14 protein-coding genes are annotated in these 16,096 nt (G+C 64.5%); 1 reads left to right on the top strand and 13 read right to left on the bottom strand.

Translation table 11 applies throughout. The features are described 5' to 3' along the window. Positions 1 to 268: 268 nt before the first annotated feature. From Q0K15_RS07740 to Q0K15_RS07680, 13 genes are all read right to left on the bottom strand, one after another. A complete protein-coding gene (locus Q0K15_RS07740) occupies positions 269 to 1,630 on the bottom strand; it encodes a hypothetical protein (RefSeq protein ID WP_294514909.1) in 1,362 nt (453 codons plus the stop codon). Between the two features lie 104 nt (positions 1,631 to 1,734). Next, entirely contained in the window at positions 1,735 to 3,231 is a 1,497-nt protein-coding gene (locus Q0K15_RS07735; RefSeq protein ID WP_294514907.1) for a hypothetical protein, read from the bottom strand. A gap of 184 nt (positions 3,232 to 3,415) precedes the next feature. After that, positions 3,416 to 3,706 (bottom strand): BMC domain-containing protein, encoded by a 291-nt coding sequence (locus tag Q0K15_RS07730; RefSeq protein WP_294514905.1) that lies wholly within the window; start codon positions 3,704 to 3,706, stop codon positions 3,416 to 3,418. Positions 3,707 to 3,742: 36 nt separating this feature from the next. Next, the gene (eutC, locus tag Q0K15_RS07725) at positions 3,743 to 4,609 is read right to left on the bottom strand and encodes an ethanolamine ammonia-lyase subunit EutC (RefSeq protein ID WP_294514903.1); all 867 of its coding nucleotides are present in this window, start codon (positions 4,607 to 4,609) and stop codon (positions 3,743 to 3,745) included. 16 nt (positions 4,610 to 4,625) lie between these two features. Then, positions 4,626 to 5,993, bottom strand: coding sequence for an ethanolamine ammonia-lyase subunit EutB (locus Q0K15_RS07720; protein ID WP_294514901.1), 1,368 nt, complete (start codon positions 5,991 to 5,993; stop codon positions 4,626 to 4,628). 161 nt (positions 5,994 to 6,154) lie between these two features. Further along, entirely contained in the window at positions 6,155 to 7,528 is a 1,374-nt protein-coding gene (locus tag Q0K15_RS07715; protein WP_294514899.1) for a histidine kinase N-terminal domain-containing protein, read from the bottom strand. Continuing rightward, on the bottom strand, positions 7,525 to 8,127 hold the full coding sequence (locus Q0K15_RS07710) for a response regulator (protein WP_294514896.1): 603 nt from the start codon (positions 8,125 to 8,127) through the stop codon (positions 7,525 to 7,527). Before Q0K15_RS07710 ends, Q0K15_RS07715 begins: the two co-directional genes overlap by 4 nt. A gap of 251 nt (positions 8,128 to 8,378) precedes the next feature. Next, positions 8,379 to 10,187, bottom strand: coding sequence for an ABC transporter ATP-binding protein (locus Q0K15_RS07705; RefSeq protein ID WP_294514894.1), 1,809 nt, complete (start codon positions 10,185 to 10,187; stop codon positions 8,379 to 8,381). Beyond that, complete coding sequence (locus Q0K15_RS07700) at positions 10,162 to 11,916, bottom strand: ABC transporter ATP-binding protein (RefSeq protein ID WP_294514892.1); 1,755 nt, start codon at positions 11,914 to 11,916, stop codon at positions 10,162 to 10,164. The genes Q0K15_RS07705 and Q0K15_RS07700 overlap by 26 nt, the downstream gene beginning before the upstream one ends. Then, positions 11,913 to 12,347, bottom strand: coding sequence for a MarR family transcriptional regulator (locus tag Q0K15_RS07695; RefSeq protein ID WP_294514890.1), 435 nt, complete (start codon positions 12,345 to 12,347; stop codon positions 11,913 to 11,915). Before Q0K15_RS07695 ends, Q0K15_RS07700 begins: the two co-directional genes overlap by 4 nt. Positions 12,348 to 12,517: 170 nt before the next feature. Continuing rightward, positions 12,518 to 13,198, bottom strand: coding sequence for a hypothetical protein (locus Q0K15_RS07690; RefSeq protein WP_294514888.1), 681 nt, complete (start codon positions 13,196 to 13,198; stop codon positions 12,518 to 12,520). A gap of 149 nt (positions 13,199 to 13,347) precedes the next feature. After that, entirely contained in the window at positions 13,348 to 15,069 is a 1,722-nt protein-coding gene (locus Q0K15_RS07685) for an FAD-dependent oxidoreductase (protein ID WP_294514886.1), read from the bottom strand. Positions 15,070 to 15,082: 13 nt separating this feature from the next. Continuing rightward, complete coding sequence (locus tag Q0K15_RS07680) at positions 15,083 to 15,400, bottom strand: rhodanese-like domain-containing protein (RefSeq protein WP_294514884.1); 318 nt, start codon at positions 15,398 to 15,400, stop codon at positions 15,083 to 15,085. Between the two features lie 226 nt (positions 15,401 to 15,626). Here Q0K15_RS07680 and Q0K15_RS07675 point away from each other — a divergent pair, with 226 nt between their 5' ends. Beyond that, entirely contained in the window at positions 15,627 to 15,815 is a 189-nt protein-coding gene (locus Q0K15_RS07675; RefSeq protein WP_294514882.1) for a hypothetical protein, read from the top strand. The last annotated feature ends 281 nt before the right edge of the window (positions 15,816 to 16,096 follow it).

The following is a 16,096-nucleotide window of genomic DNA, read 5'->3' as shown; positions in this document are numbered from 1 at the left end:
TGCCAGACTCACCGTCATAGCCGCCGCCAGTGCCAGCGAGAGCACTTTCTTCTTCATTTTCCCGTTTTCCACCTTTCTGTTCCCTACTTGGGAGAACGCAGAATGTCCTCCCTTCGGATACATCACAATGGTAACAAAATGGTGACAAAATTACAAGGGAGTCCCAAAGATTTCTCTCCTGTTCTGGCAAAAATCCCCGACTCATTTTGGTAACAGAAGAAAAATGCGGGGAGAGCGGCCGCCGCTCTCCCCGCGCCTTTTCCTGGACTCAATTGGCGATCTCAAACGCTACCGTCCCGGTATCCAGAGAAATGGTGTAGTGATAGATACCGGCCTCCTGTCCCGTGGACGACTGATTCACCGTACAGGTGAAGGTGAGGGTCTTCTTATCGGCGCTGATGGCCATACCTTCCGGCGCTGCCTGGGCGGTGTCGCTGATCTGGGGCAGGGACACGTTTAACGTCTCCCCGGCCCCCTTGGCGGAGCCGGGCTTGTAGACCAGGGTCAGGGACCGGCCCTCGCCCTGGGACGGGCTGGCGGCGGTGTAGAGGACGGTGCAGGCGTCGCCCTCCAGCCGCTCCAGAACGGTGACCCCCTGGGTGCGCTGGGCGATGGCGGCATCATAGGCCGCCTGCTCCGCCTCCGGGGTGGGGGCGGGGACCACCTGGAAGGACTCGGTCGCCTTGCCGGCGGCCAGGTCCACTGTGCGGAGGCCCAGGGTCCCGGCCTTGTAGGTGAAGGTCCGCCCGTCGGTGCTCAGGGCGGGCTCCTCCGGAGCAGCTTTGTTCTCCAGGGGCAGGTCGATGACCAGGCCCTCCCCCACGGCGGCGGCCGGCTTGGTCACCAGCTGGAGGGTGTAGCCGTTGCCCCGGGGCAGGCCGGACACCAGTCCCAGCACCACGGTGCCGTAGTCCGACTCCCAGCGTTCCTCCTCCCGGTAGAAGTCGTTGGCGGCGATCCCCGCCATGGCGGCCTCGTAGGTCTGGAAGGCCCGGTCATAGGCCGCCTGGGAGATGGCCCCCTCGGCAATGAGCTTCTGGGCCAGGGTGGTATCCATCCCCTTCAGCCTGGCAGAGAGGGCGGCGGCGGTGACGTCCACTGCGTCGGCCCGGAGGAAGTTCGCCCGCTCCACCGTTTCGGGCACAATGCCGCAGTCCCCGGCCAGGGCCCAGGGGTCGTCCCAGGTGAAGTCGGTGCCGTCGGCGTAGCCCAGAGCCCGGAGCATGAAGGTCACGTACATGGCCCCGGTGGCGGTATCCCCGGCGCCGAAGGCGGTGTCCGACACGCCCTTGGTGAGGCCGTTTTCCCAGGCGTAGGACACATAGCCGTCGGCCCAGGCGGGTACGTCGGCGAAGGGGTGGGTCTTGGCCATTCCCGCCGCCTCAGCTCCCTTGCCCAGGGCCCGGACCAGCATGGTCACCGCCTCCGCCCGGCTGGGAGCCCGGTCCAGGTCGAAGTCGGTGAAGCCGTTTTCGTCCTCCCCCACCCCCAGGAAGAGGCCCAGGCTCTCCAGGCGCATGGCCTGGCCCTCCTGACGGTTCAGGTCACGGCTCTCCGCCGCTCCGGCGGCCCCCAGGCAGAAGGCAAGGCACAGCAGCAGGCTTAGCCCGGCCCGTATCGTTCCTCTCATTTGGATACACCTCCATATTTTAGTTTTTTCCGGTCCCGGCGGACCGTTCTCTATGAATGATATCGCTTCTGAGCTCTCATTTGTGACAAAAATACGGAATATTTTCAGCCGCCGTTTTCTCCCTCCGGCGGGGCAAAGGTCTCGGGCACCTCGCCGGTGGTCAGGTCCACGGTATAGGTGTAGGTGCCCTTCTCCTGGATGATGGTGACGCCATCCGGGCCGGGCACGTCCATCCGGACGGCGCAGGAGTAGGTGAGGGTCTTCCCGTCGGCGCTGAAGACCAGGTCGTCGGGCTGGGCGTACTGCTCCGGCGCGGCAAGGGGCAGGTGCAGGGGCACCACCTCGCCCGCCCCCAGAGGGGACCCGGGCTTGCCAACCAGGTCCAGGCTGATGCTCAGCCCGGCGTGAAAGATCCCCGTATTCTGGGTGAGCAGGGCGGTGCAGGTCTCCCCCTCCCACCGCTTCAGCACCACTTTGCCGTAGCCGTTCTCCATCATTTCATGGATGGCGTCGTCATAGGCCTGCTGCTCCTCCTCCGGAGTGAGAGGAGGCCCCTCGGGCGGCTGGAACTCCTCCTCCGCCACTCCGGTGGTCAGGTCTGCGGTGTAGCTGTAAACGCCTTTCTCCTGAAGGATGGTGACGCCGTCCATGCCCAGCGCGTCCGCCGGGACGGTACAGGCGTAGGTAAGGGTCCTCCCGTCCTCACTCAGGGAGACCTGGTCGGGCTTGGCCGAGGAAAAGACGCCCGTTCTCGCCAGGGGCAGCTGAATGGTGAGCCCCTCCCCCAGGTCGGAGGCCGGTTTGGTCACCAGGTAGAGGTAGTTGTATGTGGGATGGGGGGTTCCGGCCGCATTTCCCAGCAGCACCGTGCCGCAGTCCGACTCCCAGCGCTGCGCCACGATGAAAGGGGCGTCCCTCCCCTCCAGCAGCTCCTCCATGGCCGCCTCATAGGTCCGGAAGGCCCGGTCAAAGTCCGCCCGGGAAAAAGCCCCCTGGGCGATGAGCTGGTCGGCCAGGGTGGTGTCCCTCCCCTTCAGCTTGGCGAAGAGGGCAGCGGCGGTGACCTCCACGGCGTCGCCCCGGCTGAAGTCGACCCGGTCCACCCCCTCGGGCAGGATGCCGCAGGCCTCAGCCAGGGGCCAGGGGTCGTCCCAGGTGAAGTCGGTGCCGTCGGCATAGCCCAGGGCCCGGAGCATGAAGGTCACATACATCTCCCCGGTGGCGTCCTCCCAGGCGCCGAAGGCGGTGTCCGAGGTGCCTTTGGCGAGGCCGTTTTCCCAGGCGTAGGACACATAGCCGTCGGCCCAGGCGGGCACGTCGGTGAAGGGGTGGGTCTTCCCCATCGCCGCCTCGTCCTCCCTTCCCAGGGCCCGGACCAGCATGGTCACCGCCTCCGCCCGGCTGGGGGAGCGCCACAGGGCGAAGTCGGTGGTACCGTCACTGTACTCCCCCACCCCCAGGAAGAGGCCCAGGTCCTCCAGGCGCATGGCCTGGCCCCTCTGGCGGCCCAGATCCCCGTCCTCCGCCGCCCCGGCGGCCACCAGGCACAGCCCGAAACACAGCAGCAGGGCAAACCACCTCTTTCCACATCTACCGTTCACAAGATCCACCTCCGTTTTCACGGGGCGCCCCGGATGTGCGCCGTCTTTACATCCATTATATCGCTTTATTCCGCACATTTGTGACACAGTCCGTGTTAAAAAGCAAAAAATCCGGCCGATTTGTTATCATCGGCCGGATTTTTTGCTTATTGATTCCTGATTTTCTCAGTTTTCCCAGGTCGTATCAAGCCTGATGGTCCAGACTGGGAAGAATGTACTCCACCTCCTGGTGGGGACGTGGGATCACATGGACGGAGATCAGCTCGCCCACCCGCTCGGCGGCTGCGGCGCCGGCGTCGGTGGCGGCTTTGACAGCGCCTACATCACCACGGACCATAACGGTCACAAGGCCACCGCCCACATGGACCTTACCGATCAGGGTGACGTTGGCGGCTTTGACCATGGCGTCGGCGGCCTCGATGGAGCCCACCAGGCCGCGGGTCTCGATCATACCAAGGGCTTGTGTTCCGGTCATATTCATCTGCTCCTATTCAAACGTAATGATGGATGCTCAGACCTTGAGGTCCAGGCCGGAGGCCTTTTCTTTGAGCATGCGCAGGCACAGCTCGGCGATGAAGGCGCCGGCCTCGGTGGGGGTGGTGCCGCCCCGGTGGATGTTGGAGACCACGGTACGGTTGGCCTCTGGGATGCCGATGTAGCCGCCGTAGGTCATGTAGGCGGACATGGACTCGCCGGTAGCCAGGCCGGGCCGCTCGCCCAGGAGGATGACGGTGACCTTGGACCCCAGGGCCTCGGTGACGGCGTCCATGGCACCCACCCGGCCGTACTTGATGAAGAAGGGAGTACCCACGGTGACACCGGAGGACTTGAGGCCCTGGAGGATGGCGGGCAGGACATCCCGGATGTTGGCGGTAACGGAGGTGCTGGAGAGGCCGTCGGAGACCACAATCTGGACGTCGGGGTTCAGGACGCAGCGCTTTCTCAGCTCGGCCACGGTCTCGTCGGAGAAGCGGCGGCCCAGGTCGGGGCGGGTGAGGTAGGTGTCCTTGCTGTCACAGAGGGTCTGTACGGAGAAGAGCCCCGCCTCCTCCAGCACCTCCTGGGGCACGTCGGTGAAGACGGCGTCCATGGCCACGGCGTGGTCGGCCCGGAAGCGGAGGAAGGTGTTGGTGCGGTACCGGGGGCCGGCCCGCCAGACGCCCAGCCGGGCCACGGTCTGGGACCGCAGGAGGCGGTACTCCTCCTCGTTGGCGGGGTTGGGCACGTCGATGATCTTCCGGTAGTCCACGGCGGAGAGATCGGCCACCTCGCCGGGGTCCACCTTGGGACCGGCGGAGGGGGCGGTCGTCTTTCCCTCCTGGCCCACCAGTTCAGTGATGGTCTTCAGAATGATCTCTTGCAGTTGGGCTTCGTTCATGATTGCTCCCTCCTTCTCACTTCAGGAAAATGGACGCGTCGCCGGCCCGGGGGGTGAGACGACCGTTCTCGTCCATCAGGTCCATCTTCATCATCCACTTGTGGAACTCCGGGGCGGGCAGGCGGTGGGTGAGCTCCCGGAGGGTGGCGTCGTCGTGGAAGCTGGTGTCCTGATAGGAGAGCATCACGTCGTCGCCCACGGGCACCCCCATGTAGTAGTTGGCGCCGGCCATGGCCAGCAGGGCGGTGGCCATCTCCTGGTCGTCCTGGGTGATGGAGGTGTGGTTGGTGTAGCAGGGTGCCATGCCCATGGGCAGGCCGATGAGCTTGCCCATGAAGTGGTCCTCCAGGTTGGCCCGGATCATCTCCTTGCCATCATAGAGGGTCTCGGGGCCGATGAAGCCGGAGACGTTGTTGACCATGAAGGGGTTGAAGAAGCGGCCGAAGCCGTAGGTCCGGGCCTCCAGGGTCATCTCGTCCACGCCCTCGTCGGCGCCGATGGACACCTCGGAGCCCTGTCCGGTCTCGAAGTAGAGGAGGTTGGGACCGAGGCCGGTGCAGGACTCCCGGGCCAGGGCATAGGCCTCCTCCAGGAGGGCACGGTTGACGCCGAAGTTGTCGTTGGCGGCCTGGGTGCCGGCGATGGACTGGAAGAACATGGACAGTGGAGCACCGTTACGGACGGCCTGCATCTGGGTGGTGATGTGGGAGAGGACGGTGATCTGGGTGGGGATGTCGTTCTTCCGCACCAGGTTCCACAGGCCGTCAGCGATGCGCTTGGTGGTCTCGGTATCGTCGGTGACGGGGTTGATGCCCAGGCAGGCGTCGCCAGAGCCGTAGGACAGACCCTCCATGACGCCCAGGAGGATGCTGGGCACGTCGTCGGTGGTGCTGTTGGTCTGGCAGCGGTAGGACAGGGTGCCGGGCAGGCCGATCTGGGTGATGCACTTGGTGGGCCGGACGATCTTGCTGGCGCCGTAGACCAGGTCCATGGCGGACATGATCTTGGCCACGGCGGCCACCACCTCGCCGGTGAAGGCCCGGCTGGCCCGGCAGAGCTCCTCGGTGGAGGTCCCATGATCCAGGATCCACTCCCGCAGCTCGCCGATGGTCATGTTCTTGAACCGCTCATACATGGGCTTGTTCAGGCCGTCGATATTCACCCGGGTGACCTCGTCCTTTTCATAGGGGACGGTGGGGTTCTCGGTGAGGTCGCCCACGGTGAGCTCCGAGAGCACGATCTTGGCCGCCACCCGCTCGGTGGCGGTGGCCGCCGCGATGCCCTGGAAGCGGTCGGCGGACTTGGGCTCGTTGGCCTTGGCCAGCACATCCTTGATGTCCCGGAAGGCGAAACTGCTGCCGTTGAGGGTCGTCTTCAGTTTCATGTTTCGATACACCTCTTTTGAACAGATTCGGGCGTGGTCTCCCACGCTTTGGCTGACAATGGGAAAAAATATGCAAAACAGCCCAGGGGCAGCGCTGCCGCTGTCCCTGGGCTGCGTCGCCCAGTGTATTCCCGCGCCGCCATAACCTCAGGTCGGTGCGGTCATTGTTCCAAGAAATCAAAGGTGATGCGGGTCCCCCCGCTGCCGCTGTCCACCTTCCACTCGCCCATGAGCTTCTCCCGGACGATGGTGGCGGCCAGCTCCAGTCCCATGCCGCCCGGTCTCACGGCCTCCTGGCGGAAGCCGACGCCGTTGTCCCCCACGGTGACCTTGCACAGGGGGCGGCCGGCCTGGAGCTGGATATCCACCTCACCCGCCGCTCCGGCGGGAAAGGCGTGCTTGAGGGCGTTCTGCACCAGCTCATTGACCACTAGGGCAACCGAGGAGGCGCAGTCGGCGGACACCGCCGCGTCCTGGCCCCACACCCGTATGGTGATGCTTCTGGCCGGTGTCAGCAGGGTCTGGAAGGTATATTTGCGCACCTGCTCCAGCACCTGGAGGAGGGAGACCTTCTCCGGCGACACCTGGACCACCCCGTCCAGGGTGGCGGTGAGGGAGAGCAGGCGGTTGGCCGTATCCAGCAAGGCTGTCTGGATGGCGGTGGGATCGTTGGCCTCATAGCTTCGGTTCCGGGTGAGGTTGGCGATCATCTGGAGGCTGTTTTTCATCCGGTGCCGCAGCTCCCGTAGGGCGGTCTTCTGAAAGGCCAGCTCCTGTTCCAGCCGCCGCTGCCCGGTGAGATCGCGGATGATGAGGGCCGACCGGGCCGTGCCCCTGGTGACGGCCACCCGGCGGTACTGGAGGGTCCGGTTGACCACTGAGGACTCGTGCCACTGTCCGTCACATTCAGCCAGCGCCGCCGGCTGGATATTGCTGCCCGGCATTCCCATCAGATCGCCGATATATCCCATATTCCGATAGAGGGTACCGGCCTCCTGGTTGTAGCCGCAGACCGCCCCCTCCTGATTCAGAAAGATGACGGCCTCTCCCAGGCAGTCGGCCACACCGGCCCAATCCAGGCCGTCCTTTTCCCCGGCGGGGTGTTCCTCCTGCTGGGCCACCACCGCCTCCACCGCCATGGCGGGCTTTTCGTAGATGAGCACGGCGATGAGCCGTTCCTCGTAGAAGATGGGCTCCACCGACTGGACGATCCGCCGGTCCTCGGGCATGGAGACCGCCCGTACACCCACGGTGGGGACCTGGAGACGGAAGGAACGGTCCACCGCCGGCTCGTCCTGCCACTGGATGAGCATCCCCAGGATGGTGCGCTCGTAGTTGGAGGGCACGGTCTGGGGCTTGGCCTCACACACCACGATGGCGGAGCGGCCGGTGGAGGTACGGCAGTCAATGAAGACGTCGGCCTCCTCGGCGTTGGCCAGAGCGGGCAGGAGGGCGTTGTAGGACTCGATGTGTGCGATCTCCTCGTCGGTGAGATCGGTATATTTCTGGCAGAGCATTCTGGTCGCACTGATCATGGCGTCCCTCCCAGCTGTTCCACTAGGTAGCGCGCCACTTTGGCCATGGAGAGATTCTTCCGGCGGCTGAGCTCCCGGATATAGCGGTAAGCCTCCTCCTCCGACATCCGTCTGGACTCCATGAGGAGGAGCTTAGCCCGGTCCACGGTCTCCCGCTCCCCCAGGCGCCGGTCCAGATTCCGCTGCTCCTTGCGCAGCAGATGGTATTCCCGGCTGCGGTACAGACATACCTCCAGGGTGGGCAGGATCTTGTCCGGCTCAAAGGGCTTGGTGAGGTAACCGAAGGCGCCGGCATCCAGGGCCTCCTGTACGCTGTCCCGGTCGCTGAAGGCGGTGAGCATGACCACACATTTGGCATACCCCTCCTCCAGGATCAGTCTGGCGGCGCCGGTGCCGCTGAGCACAGGCATCTGAATATCCAGCAGCGCCGCGTCCGGCCGCAGCCGCTTGCAGCCCTCCACCGCGGCGGCGCCGTCGCTGGCGGTCCCCACCACCTGATAGTCCGGGCACCGGGCAAAAAAATGCTCTAAGGTCCGGCGTACGCTCTCGTCGTCATCGGCCAGGAAGAGCGTCGTGGTACGTCTCTCCTTGGTGCTCACGTCCCGCACCTCGCTTTCTCCGTACCGCCGCCCCCGGGTGCGGAGCCAGCAGACCCTTCTTTTGAAAAAGGGAGCATTTTGGAGCGCCAAACGGCGCTTCAAAATGCTCCCTACGCATCTGAAGTGGTCCGCTCCAACGGGAGCGGGATACAGCAAACTTGCTACACCCGGCATAGTTTGCCTCTTGATTTATAAGCATATTATACAGAGGACGTTCCAAACTGTCAATCCCCAATTTGAATGTCAGGGCTTCAGGACAGCTCGAACATGCCGTGGTAGAGCTGGTAGTATTCGCCCTTCTGCTCCAGCAGGTCGTCGTGGCTGCCCCGCTCCACGATCTGCCCCTGCTCCAGCACCATGATGGCGTTGGCGTTGCGGACGGTGGAGAGCCGGTGGGCGATGACGAAGACGGTCCGCCCCTCCATGAGCTGGTCCATGCCCTTTTCGATGAGGGCCTCGGTACGGGTGTCGATGGAGGAGGTGGCCTCGTCCAGAATGAGGACGGGCGGGTCGGCCACGGCGGCCCGGGCGATGGCCAGCAGTTGCCGCTGGCCCTGGGAGAGGTTGGCGCCATCGGCGGTGACCATGGTGTCATAGCCCTGGGGCAGACGGCGGATGAAGGAGTCGGCGTTGGCGATGCGGGCGGCCTTCTCCACCTCCTCCATGGTGGCGTCCAGCTTGCCGAAGCGGATGTTGTCGGCGATGGTGCCGGTGAAAAGGTGGGTATCCTGGAGGACCATGCCCAGGGAGCGGCGCAGGTCATCCTTTTTGATGTCCTTCACATCGATGCCGTCATAGGTCACCGTCCCCTTCTGCACGTCGTAGAACCGGTTGATGAGGTTGGTGATGGTGGTCTTGCCCGCGCCGGTGGAGCCCACGAAGGCGATCTTCTGGCCGGGCTTGGCGAAGAGGCTGATGTCCTTAAGGATGGGGTGGCCGGGGTCGTAGCCGAAGGTGACATGGTCGAAACGCACGTCTCCCCGCAGGGGCACCGAGGTGCCGTCGGGCTTGCGCCAGGACCAGCCGCCCTCCGGCTCCTTCACCAGCTCCACCTTGCCCTCGTCCACCTCCGGGGGCTGGTCCATGGCCTCGAAGACCCGCTCGGCGCCAGCCAGGGCGGCCAGGAGGAAGTTGCTCTGCTGGGTGAACTGGTTGATGGGCATGGCGGCCTGACGGACGAAGACCAGGTAACTGGCCAGGCTGCCCACGTCGGTTATACCTGTCATGGCCATGTAGCCGCCCAGGGCGGCCACAATGGCGTAGTTGATGTAGGAGATACTCACCACCGCCGGCACCATGGTGGCTGCGTAGCCCTGAGCGCCGGTGCCTGAGCGCCGGAGGGCCTCGTTCTTCTCCCGGAAGCGCTGGAGGTTCTCCCCCTCGTGGTTGAAGACCTTCACCACCTTCTGGCCGGCCACCATCTCCTCGATGTAGCCGTCCAGATCGCCCAGGCTGGCCTGCTGCTTTCGGTAGTAAGCCTTGCTGCGCTTGCCGCTGAAGCGGATGTAAACGAACATGATGATGTAGCACACCGCCACCACCAGGGTGAGCCGCCAGTTGAGGATGAAGAGCATGGTGAGGGTGCCCACCACCTGGATGAAGCTCTGGATGACCATGGCGAAGGAGTTGTTGAGGGCGTCGGAGATGGTGTCCACATCGTTGGTGAAGTAGCTCATGACGTCGCCGTGGCGGCGGGTGTCGAAGAACCGGAGGGGCAGGGTCTGGAGGTGGGCAAAGAGGTCCCGGCGGATGTCGAAGAGGACCTTCTGGGCTGCCTTGACCATGGTCTGGGTGTAGCCCCAGGCGGAGAGGGCGCCAACCAGATAGATGCAGGCGGTGAGAGCCACGCCCTTGAGGAGGGCCTTCATGCCGCCGGAGGCCAGGTTGTTGACCACGGGGCGGATCATGTAGGTGCCCAGGAGGTTACAGAGGGCGCTGACGGTGACCAGCACCGCCACCACCAGCAGCAGGTACTTGTGACGCCCCATGTAGGAGAGCAGGGTACGCAGGGTGTAGCCCAGATCTTTGGGCTTTTTACCGCTGAGCGGACGGGCCGCCATGGTCCTCCCCTCCTTTCATCTGGGATGTGTAGATCTCCTGGTAAATAGGGTCGGAGGCCAGGAGCTGATCGTGGGTGCCGGTGGCGTGGATGCGCCCGTCCTCCAGGATGACGATGAGGTCGGTGTGCATCACCGATGTCACCCGCTGGGCGATGATGATCTTGGTCACCCCGGTGAGTTTGGCCAGGGCGGCGCGGATCTTGCCCTCGGTGGCGGTGTCCACGGCGGAGGTGGAGTCGTCGAAGATGAGGATCTTTGGGCGCTTCAGCAGGGCCCGGGCGATGCACAGCCGCTGCTTCTGGCCGCCGGAGACGTTGACGCCCCCCTGGCCCAGGTCGGCGTCCAGGCCGCCCGGCATCCGGGTGAGGAACTCGTCGGCGCAGGCCGCCCGGCAGGCCGCCCACAGCTCCTCGTCGGTGGCGTCGGGATTGCCCCACTGGAGGTTCTCCCGCACCGTGCCGGAGAAGAGGACGTTCTTCTGGAGGACGATGCCCACAGCGTCCCGGAGGGCGGTGAGGTCGTAGTCCCGCACGTCGTGGCCCCCCACCTTTACGGCCCCCTCGGTCACGTCATAGAGCCGGGGGATGAGCTGGACCAGGGTGGTCTTGGCCGAGCCGGTGCCCCCCAGGATACCCACGGTCTGGCCGGCCCCGATGCGGAGGTCCACCCCAGAGAGGGCGTACTCCTTGGCGTCGGCGTGGTACTTGAAGGAGACACCCTCAAAATCCACACTGCCGTCGGGCACAGTCGGGATTGGGTCATCGGGAGAGGTGAGGACCACGTCCTCGTCCAGCACCTCGGCGATACGGTGGGCGCTGGCCAGGCTGCGGGTGAGGAGGAGAAACACGTTGGAGATCATCATGAAGGAATTCATGACCTGGAGGACATAGCTCAGAAAGCCGGTGAGCTCACCCACCTGCAAGCCGCCGTCCAGGATCATGCCGCCGCCGAACCACAGGATGAGGACGATGGCGGTATACATGGTGAACTGGAAGGCGGGCAGGTTGAGGACAGCCAGTTGGAAGGTGCGCTGGCTGGTGGCCATGAGCGCCTGGTTGACGCTCTGGAACTTGTCCTCCTCGTACTCTCCCCGGACGAAGGCCTTCACCGCCCGGATGGCGGTGAGGCCCTCCTGGACCACGTTGTTGAGACGGTCCACGGACTTCTGGAGCCTTCCGTACATGGGGGCCACCTTGCTGACCACCAGGAAGAGGATGATGGCCAGGATGGGGGCGCACACCAGGAAGATAAGGGCCAGCTCGGCGTTCATCCAGAAGGAGAGCCCCAGGCCCATGAGCAGCATGACGGGGCTGCGGAAGAGGGGGCGAAGGCCGCCGTTGACAGCGTTCTGGAGCACTGTCACGTCGGTGGTCATGCGGGTGACCAGGGAGGCCGTCTCGAACCGGTCCAGGTTGGAGAAGGCGTAGCTCTGGACCTTTTCGTACTGGGCCTCCCGGACCCGTGCGCCCCAGCCGTAGGCCGCCCGGGCGGTGAACCGGGCGTAGAGGAGGCCGGTGATAAGAGCCAGCAGGGCGCAGATGCCCATCTGGATGCCCTTGCCCACGATATAGTGGAGGTCCCGGTTTTCCACGCCCACGTCGATGAGGTCGGCCATGAGCACCGGGATCACCAGCTCGAAGACGGTCTCGATGAAGACCAGCAGGGCGCCGGTAAACATGTCCCGCCGGTAGGGTCCCAGGTAGGAGAGCAGACGTCTGAGGTCTTTCATGTCCCATCCCCCCTCTCGGATTTCAGGTTGCGGTAGGCCCGGCCCAGATAGTCGGCAAAACGCTCCCGCTCCTCCGGGGTGAAGTCGGAGAGCATCCGCTCCTCCATGTCTCGGCACCGCTCCTGCCAGGCTTCATAGGCCGCCTCCCCCGCCGGGGTGAGGGCGATGAGGTCCCGCCGCTTGTCCTGGTCGTCGGCCCGCCGGGTGACGAAGCCCCCCTTCTGGAGGCTGTCCAGCATCCGGCACACCGCCGCCGGGTCGATCTCAAAGTAGTTGGCCAGCTCCCGCTGTCCGCAGGGGCCGTTCCGCCGCAGGTAGCCCAGCAGCTTGGGCTGTCCTGTCCCCAGCCCCAGCTCCCCCAGGGCGGGGCGCAGCGCCCCCCGCTGGGCGTGGAAGGCCCGATAGAGCAGCATGTGGAAGGTCCGTTCCATCCGTTCCGCCTCCAAATTGACATATCAATGATTGATATGTCAATTATAAACTCTCTTGTCTCCCTGTCAAGTCATTGCGGCGGCATGGATCTGGCAGCAAAGCAGAAAGGCTCCACATCTTACAAGATGTGAAGCCTTCCTGTACATTGATGGGACATTGCTGGTATCCTTTACTTCTCCTCCCGCTGGGCGGCCAGGAGCTTGGGGTAGTACCGCTCCAAGCCCAGCCGGTAGAGGGCGGCCATCCGGGGCTCCAGCACAGGGCAGTAGCTCTCCTCGCCGTCCTCCTCCGTCACGAACCAGTCCTGTCCGTCGGTCCTGAGGATGGGGGCCAGGTCCCGGAGGGAATAGCTGTCCAGGACGATGGCGCCCTGGCCCAGAAAACGGCAGCACAGGCTCTCGTGGGGGTCGCCATCCACAATGGCCAGGTTGAGCTCCTTGAGGTAGACTCCCACCGCCTCCCCACCCGCCAGCTCCTCCACGGAGCGCCTGGTGGCCTGGTGAAGGGTCTCAGCGGTCTCCCGGTTGTTCCAGACCGGCGCCAGCAGAAAGACCCGGTTCAGGGACAGCTTGACGCGGCCGGTGGGCGCTGCGGCGGAGAGGGGCAGCAGGTCGTCCAGCTCAAAGGGGCCGGTCTCGGTCTTGGGCAGAAAGATCCGGGAGGCGCTGTCCGCCATGAGGCTGCTCAGCAGAGTACGGATCATCCAGTCCAGGAGCACCGCCGTGTCCCAGCCGTTGGCCCGATACTGCTCCAAGGCGTCCTCCCGAAACTTCATGGTGGATTCATAATCCAGCAACCCCAGAGGCGGCAGAGGCCCGGCCAGGGGCTGGAAGGCTTTCTTTCCGAACATTTTTTACCAACTCCAAAATAGGATACCGTTCTTGTGGCATTTTAGCATATCGGACTCCCCACCGCAAGACGGTATCCCGAAAGAGGGCCGGCACCCGATGGTGCCGGCCCTCTTGTCTCCAGAGCGATCCGAAGCTGGGTTCGGATGGTTTACTTACCGCAGCCGCCCCGCTCGGTGGGGATGCCGCAGGGATGGGTGGGCGTGGCGTCGTGGATGCGGTCCGTGGCGGCATAGGACCAGAACCGCCAGCCGCCGGCCAGATTGGAGCAGCGGAAGCCCTTCTGGCTCAGGATGCGGCAGGCAAGATAGCTGCGCAGGCCGCTGAAGCAGTTGACATAGATCTTCTTGGCCGGGTCCAGCTCTCCCAGCCGCTGCCGCAGCTCATCCAGGGGGATGTGGACAGCGTCGGGCCGCAGGAGGCCCTGCTGCTTCACCTCGTCGGGGGTGCGCACGTCCAGGAGGATCACCGAACCGTCGTCGGGCAGGCCGGCCACCTGGTCCCAGTGGTGCTGTTCCACCAGGCCGCTCCGCAGGTTCTCGATGACGTAGCCGGCCATGTTCACCGGGTCCTTGGCGGAGGAATAGGGGGGCGCGTAGGCCAGGTCCAGCTCGGTGAGCTGCTGGGCGGTGAGTCCCGCCCGGATGGCGGTAGCCATGACATCGATGCGTTTGTCCACCCCGTCAAAGCCCACGATCTGGGCACCCAGGATGCGCCCGGTGGCCGGGTCAAAGAGGGTCTTGATGCTCATGTTCTGTGCCCCGGGATAGTAGGTGGCGTGGGAAGCGGAGTAGGTCACCGCCTTGTCGTAGGCCACCCCGGCGGCCTTGGCGGCGCGCTCGTTGAGGCCGGTAGCGGCTGCCGTCATGCCGAAGAGCTTGAGGATGGAGGAGCCCTGCGCCCCGGCGTAGCCCTGGGTCAGGCCGCAGATGTGGTCGGCGGCCACCCGGCCCTGCCGGTTGGCCAGCCCGGCCAGGGCCACCAGGGACTTCTGGCCGGTGACGGCGTGGGTGAGCTCCACCGCGTCGCCCACGGCGTAGATGTCCGGGTGAGAGGTGCGCATGTGGGCATCCACCACGATAGCGCCCTTCTGCCCCAGGGTGAGGCCTGCCCGGCGGGCCAGGTCGGACTCGGGGGCCACACCGATGGCCAGGATGACCAGGTCAGCGGCCACTGGAGCCTCCTCCCCGATGAGGGTCTCCAGCTTTCCGCCCCGGCGGCGGAAGCCGGTGACGGCGGTGCTCAGCCGCAGGTCCAGGCCCTGACCCCGCAGGTAGGCATGGACCTCACCGGCCAGATCCTTGTCCAGAGGCAGCAGCACCTGGTCGTCCAGCTGGATCATGGTGGTGCGCACCCCGGCGTGGATCAGGTTCTCCGCCATCTCCAGGCCGATGAATCCACCGCCCACCACCACGGCGGACTGAGGCCGCTCCCGCTCCAGGAAGTTCCGGATGCGGAAGGTATCCTCCACGGTGCGCAGGGTGAAGATGCCCTCCAGGTCGATGCCGGGCAGGGGAGGCCGGATGGCCTTGGCCCCCGGAGAGAGGATCAGCTTGTCGTAGGTCTCGGTGTACTCGCTGCCGTCCTCCAGACGGCGGACAGTTACTGTGTGCTCCTCGGGCTGCACGGAGAGAACCTCGTTCTTGACGCGGACATCGATGTTGAACCGGGCACGAAAACTCTCCGGGGTCTGGAGGGTGAGCGCCCCCTTGTCCTGGATGGTCCCCCCGATGTAGTAGGGCAGGCCGCAGTTGGCATAGGAGACATACCCGGTCCGCTCCAGAATGATGATCTCAGCCTCCTCGTTCAGGCGGCGCAGACGGGCTGCTGCAGTGGCCCCTCCGGCCACGCCTCCGACAATAACGACTTTCATGGCGTTTCCTCCTTTATCCATTGGTCTCCAGTACTCCCCGGTAGCCGCCGATGCCACCCAGATTCACAGCCTCATGGCCCTGCCGCTTCAGCCAGGCGCAGGCCTGGGCGCTCCGGGCGCCGCTGAGGCAGTAGGCGAAGATGGGCTGATCCGTGGGCAGTTCCTGCTCGTGCAGGCGGTCCAGGGGCAGATTCACGGCCCCGGGCACATGTCCGGCACGGTACTCCTCCGGGGTGCGCACATCCAACAGGATGGCGCCGGGGGCAGCCCGCCAGCGCTCCAGACCCTCTTCAAAGTCAGGCCGGCGGAGAAAAAAGTCAAATAGGCCCATGTGCTTTCCTCCCTTTGCCGGGCGGCGGTTCCGCTCCGGTCTTTTCTTGTTTACAGGCTTAGCATACCAAAAACCGCCCGCCCCTTCTGTGACAAAATCACCCTTTTGCCGCCCTCCCCCATATCTTTACACTCCATCCGCTAATGCTATAATAAGCGCCAGAGTATAAGGCAAATGCCGCACGAAGGGGTACACCACCACGGGTGTAGTTCTTTCGTGCGGCTTTTTGTCCCAGCAGTACACGGTGAACCGGCTGGGCCGGTACAAGGCCGAGGCCCTGGCGGAGACTCTGGAACGGATCGCCCCTTACTGTACCCTACGAATAGACACAGCCAAGGTGAGGGAGGCCAACCTGCCGGCGCTGCTGGCGGCCTATGACGCCACTCCAAAGCGCACCTCCGAAGCAAATTCCTGATCCCACAATCCGACCGTTTTCCCGGATGGGGCTCCGAATTTTTGTTGCGTACGGCCCGGCCTTGGTATAAAAAGTACCGCACAGAGTGCCAGCTCAGTCCGGAGTTTTTGACCCGGCTGCTGCTGAACCGGTCCAGTAAAAGCGGACAGTGACAAAAGGCCCCCTGATGTAGGAAAATAGACTACATCAGGGGGTTTTGTCATAGAGAAACGAAATTACACACACGTTCAAGCGTTGCTACCTGAGATCAGGGCCATGCTGGCAGAGGGGAAAACCCAGCG

Source organism: uncultured Intestinimonas sp., from assembly GCF_944387245.1.
GTDB lineage: Bacteria > Bacillota > Clostridia > Oscillospirales > Oscillospiraceae > Intestinimonas.
The sequence above is the reverse complement of the archived record's forward strand: the minus strand, read 5'-3'. Positions and strand labels throughout refer to the sequence as shown.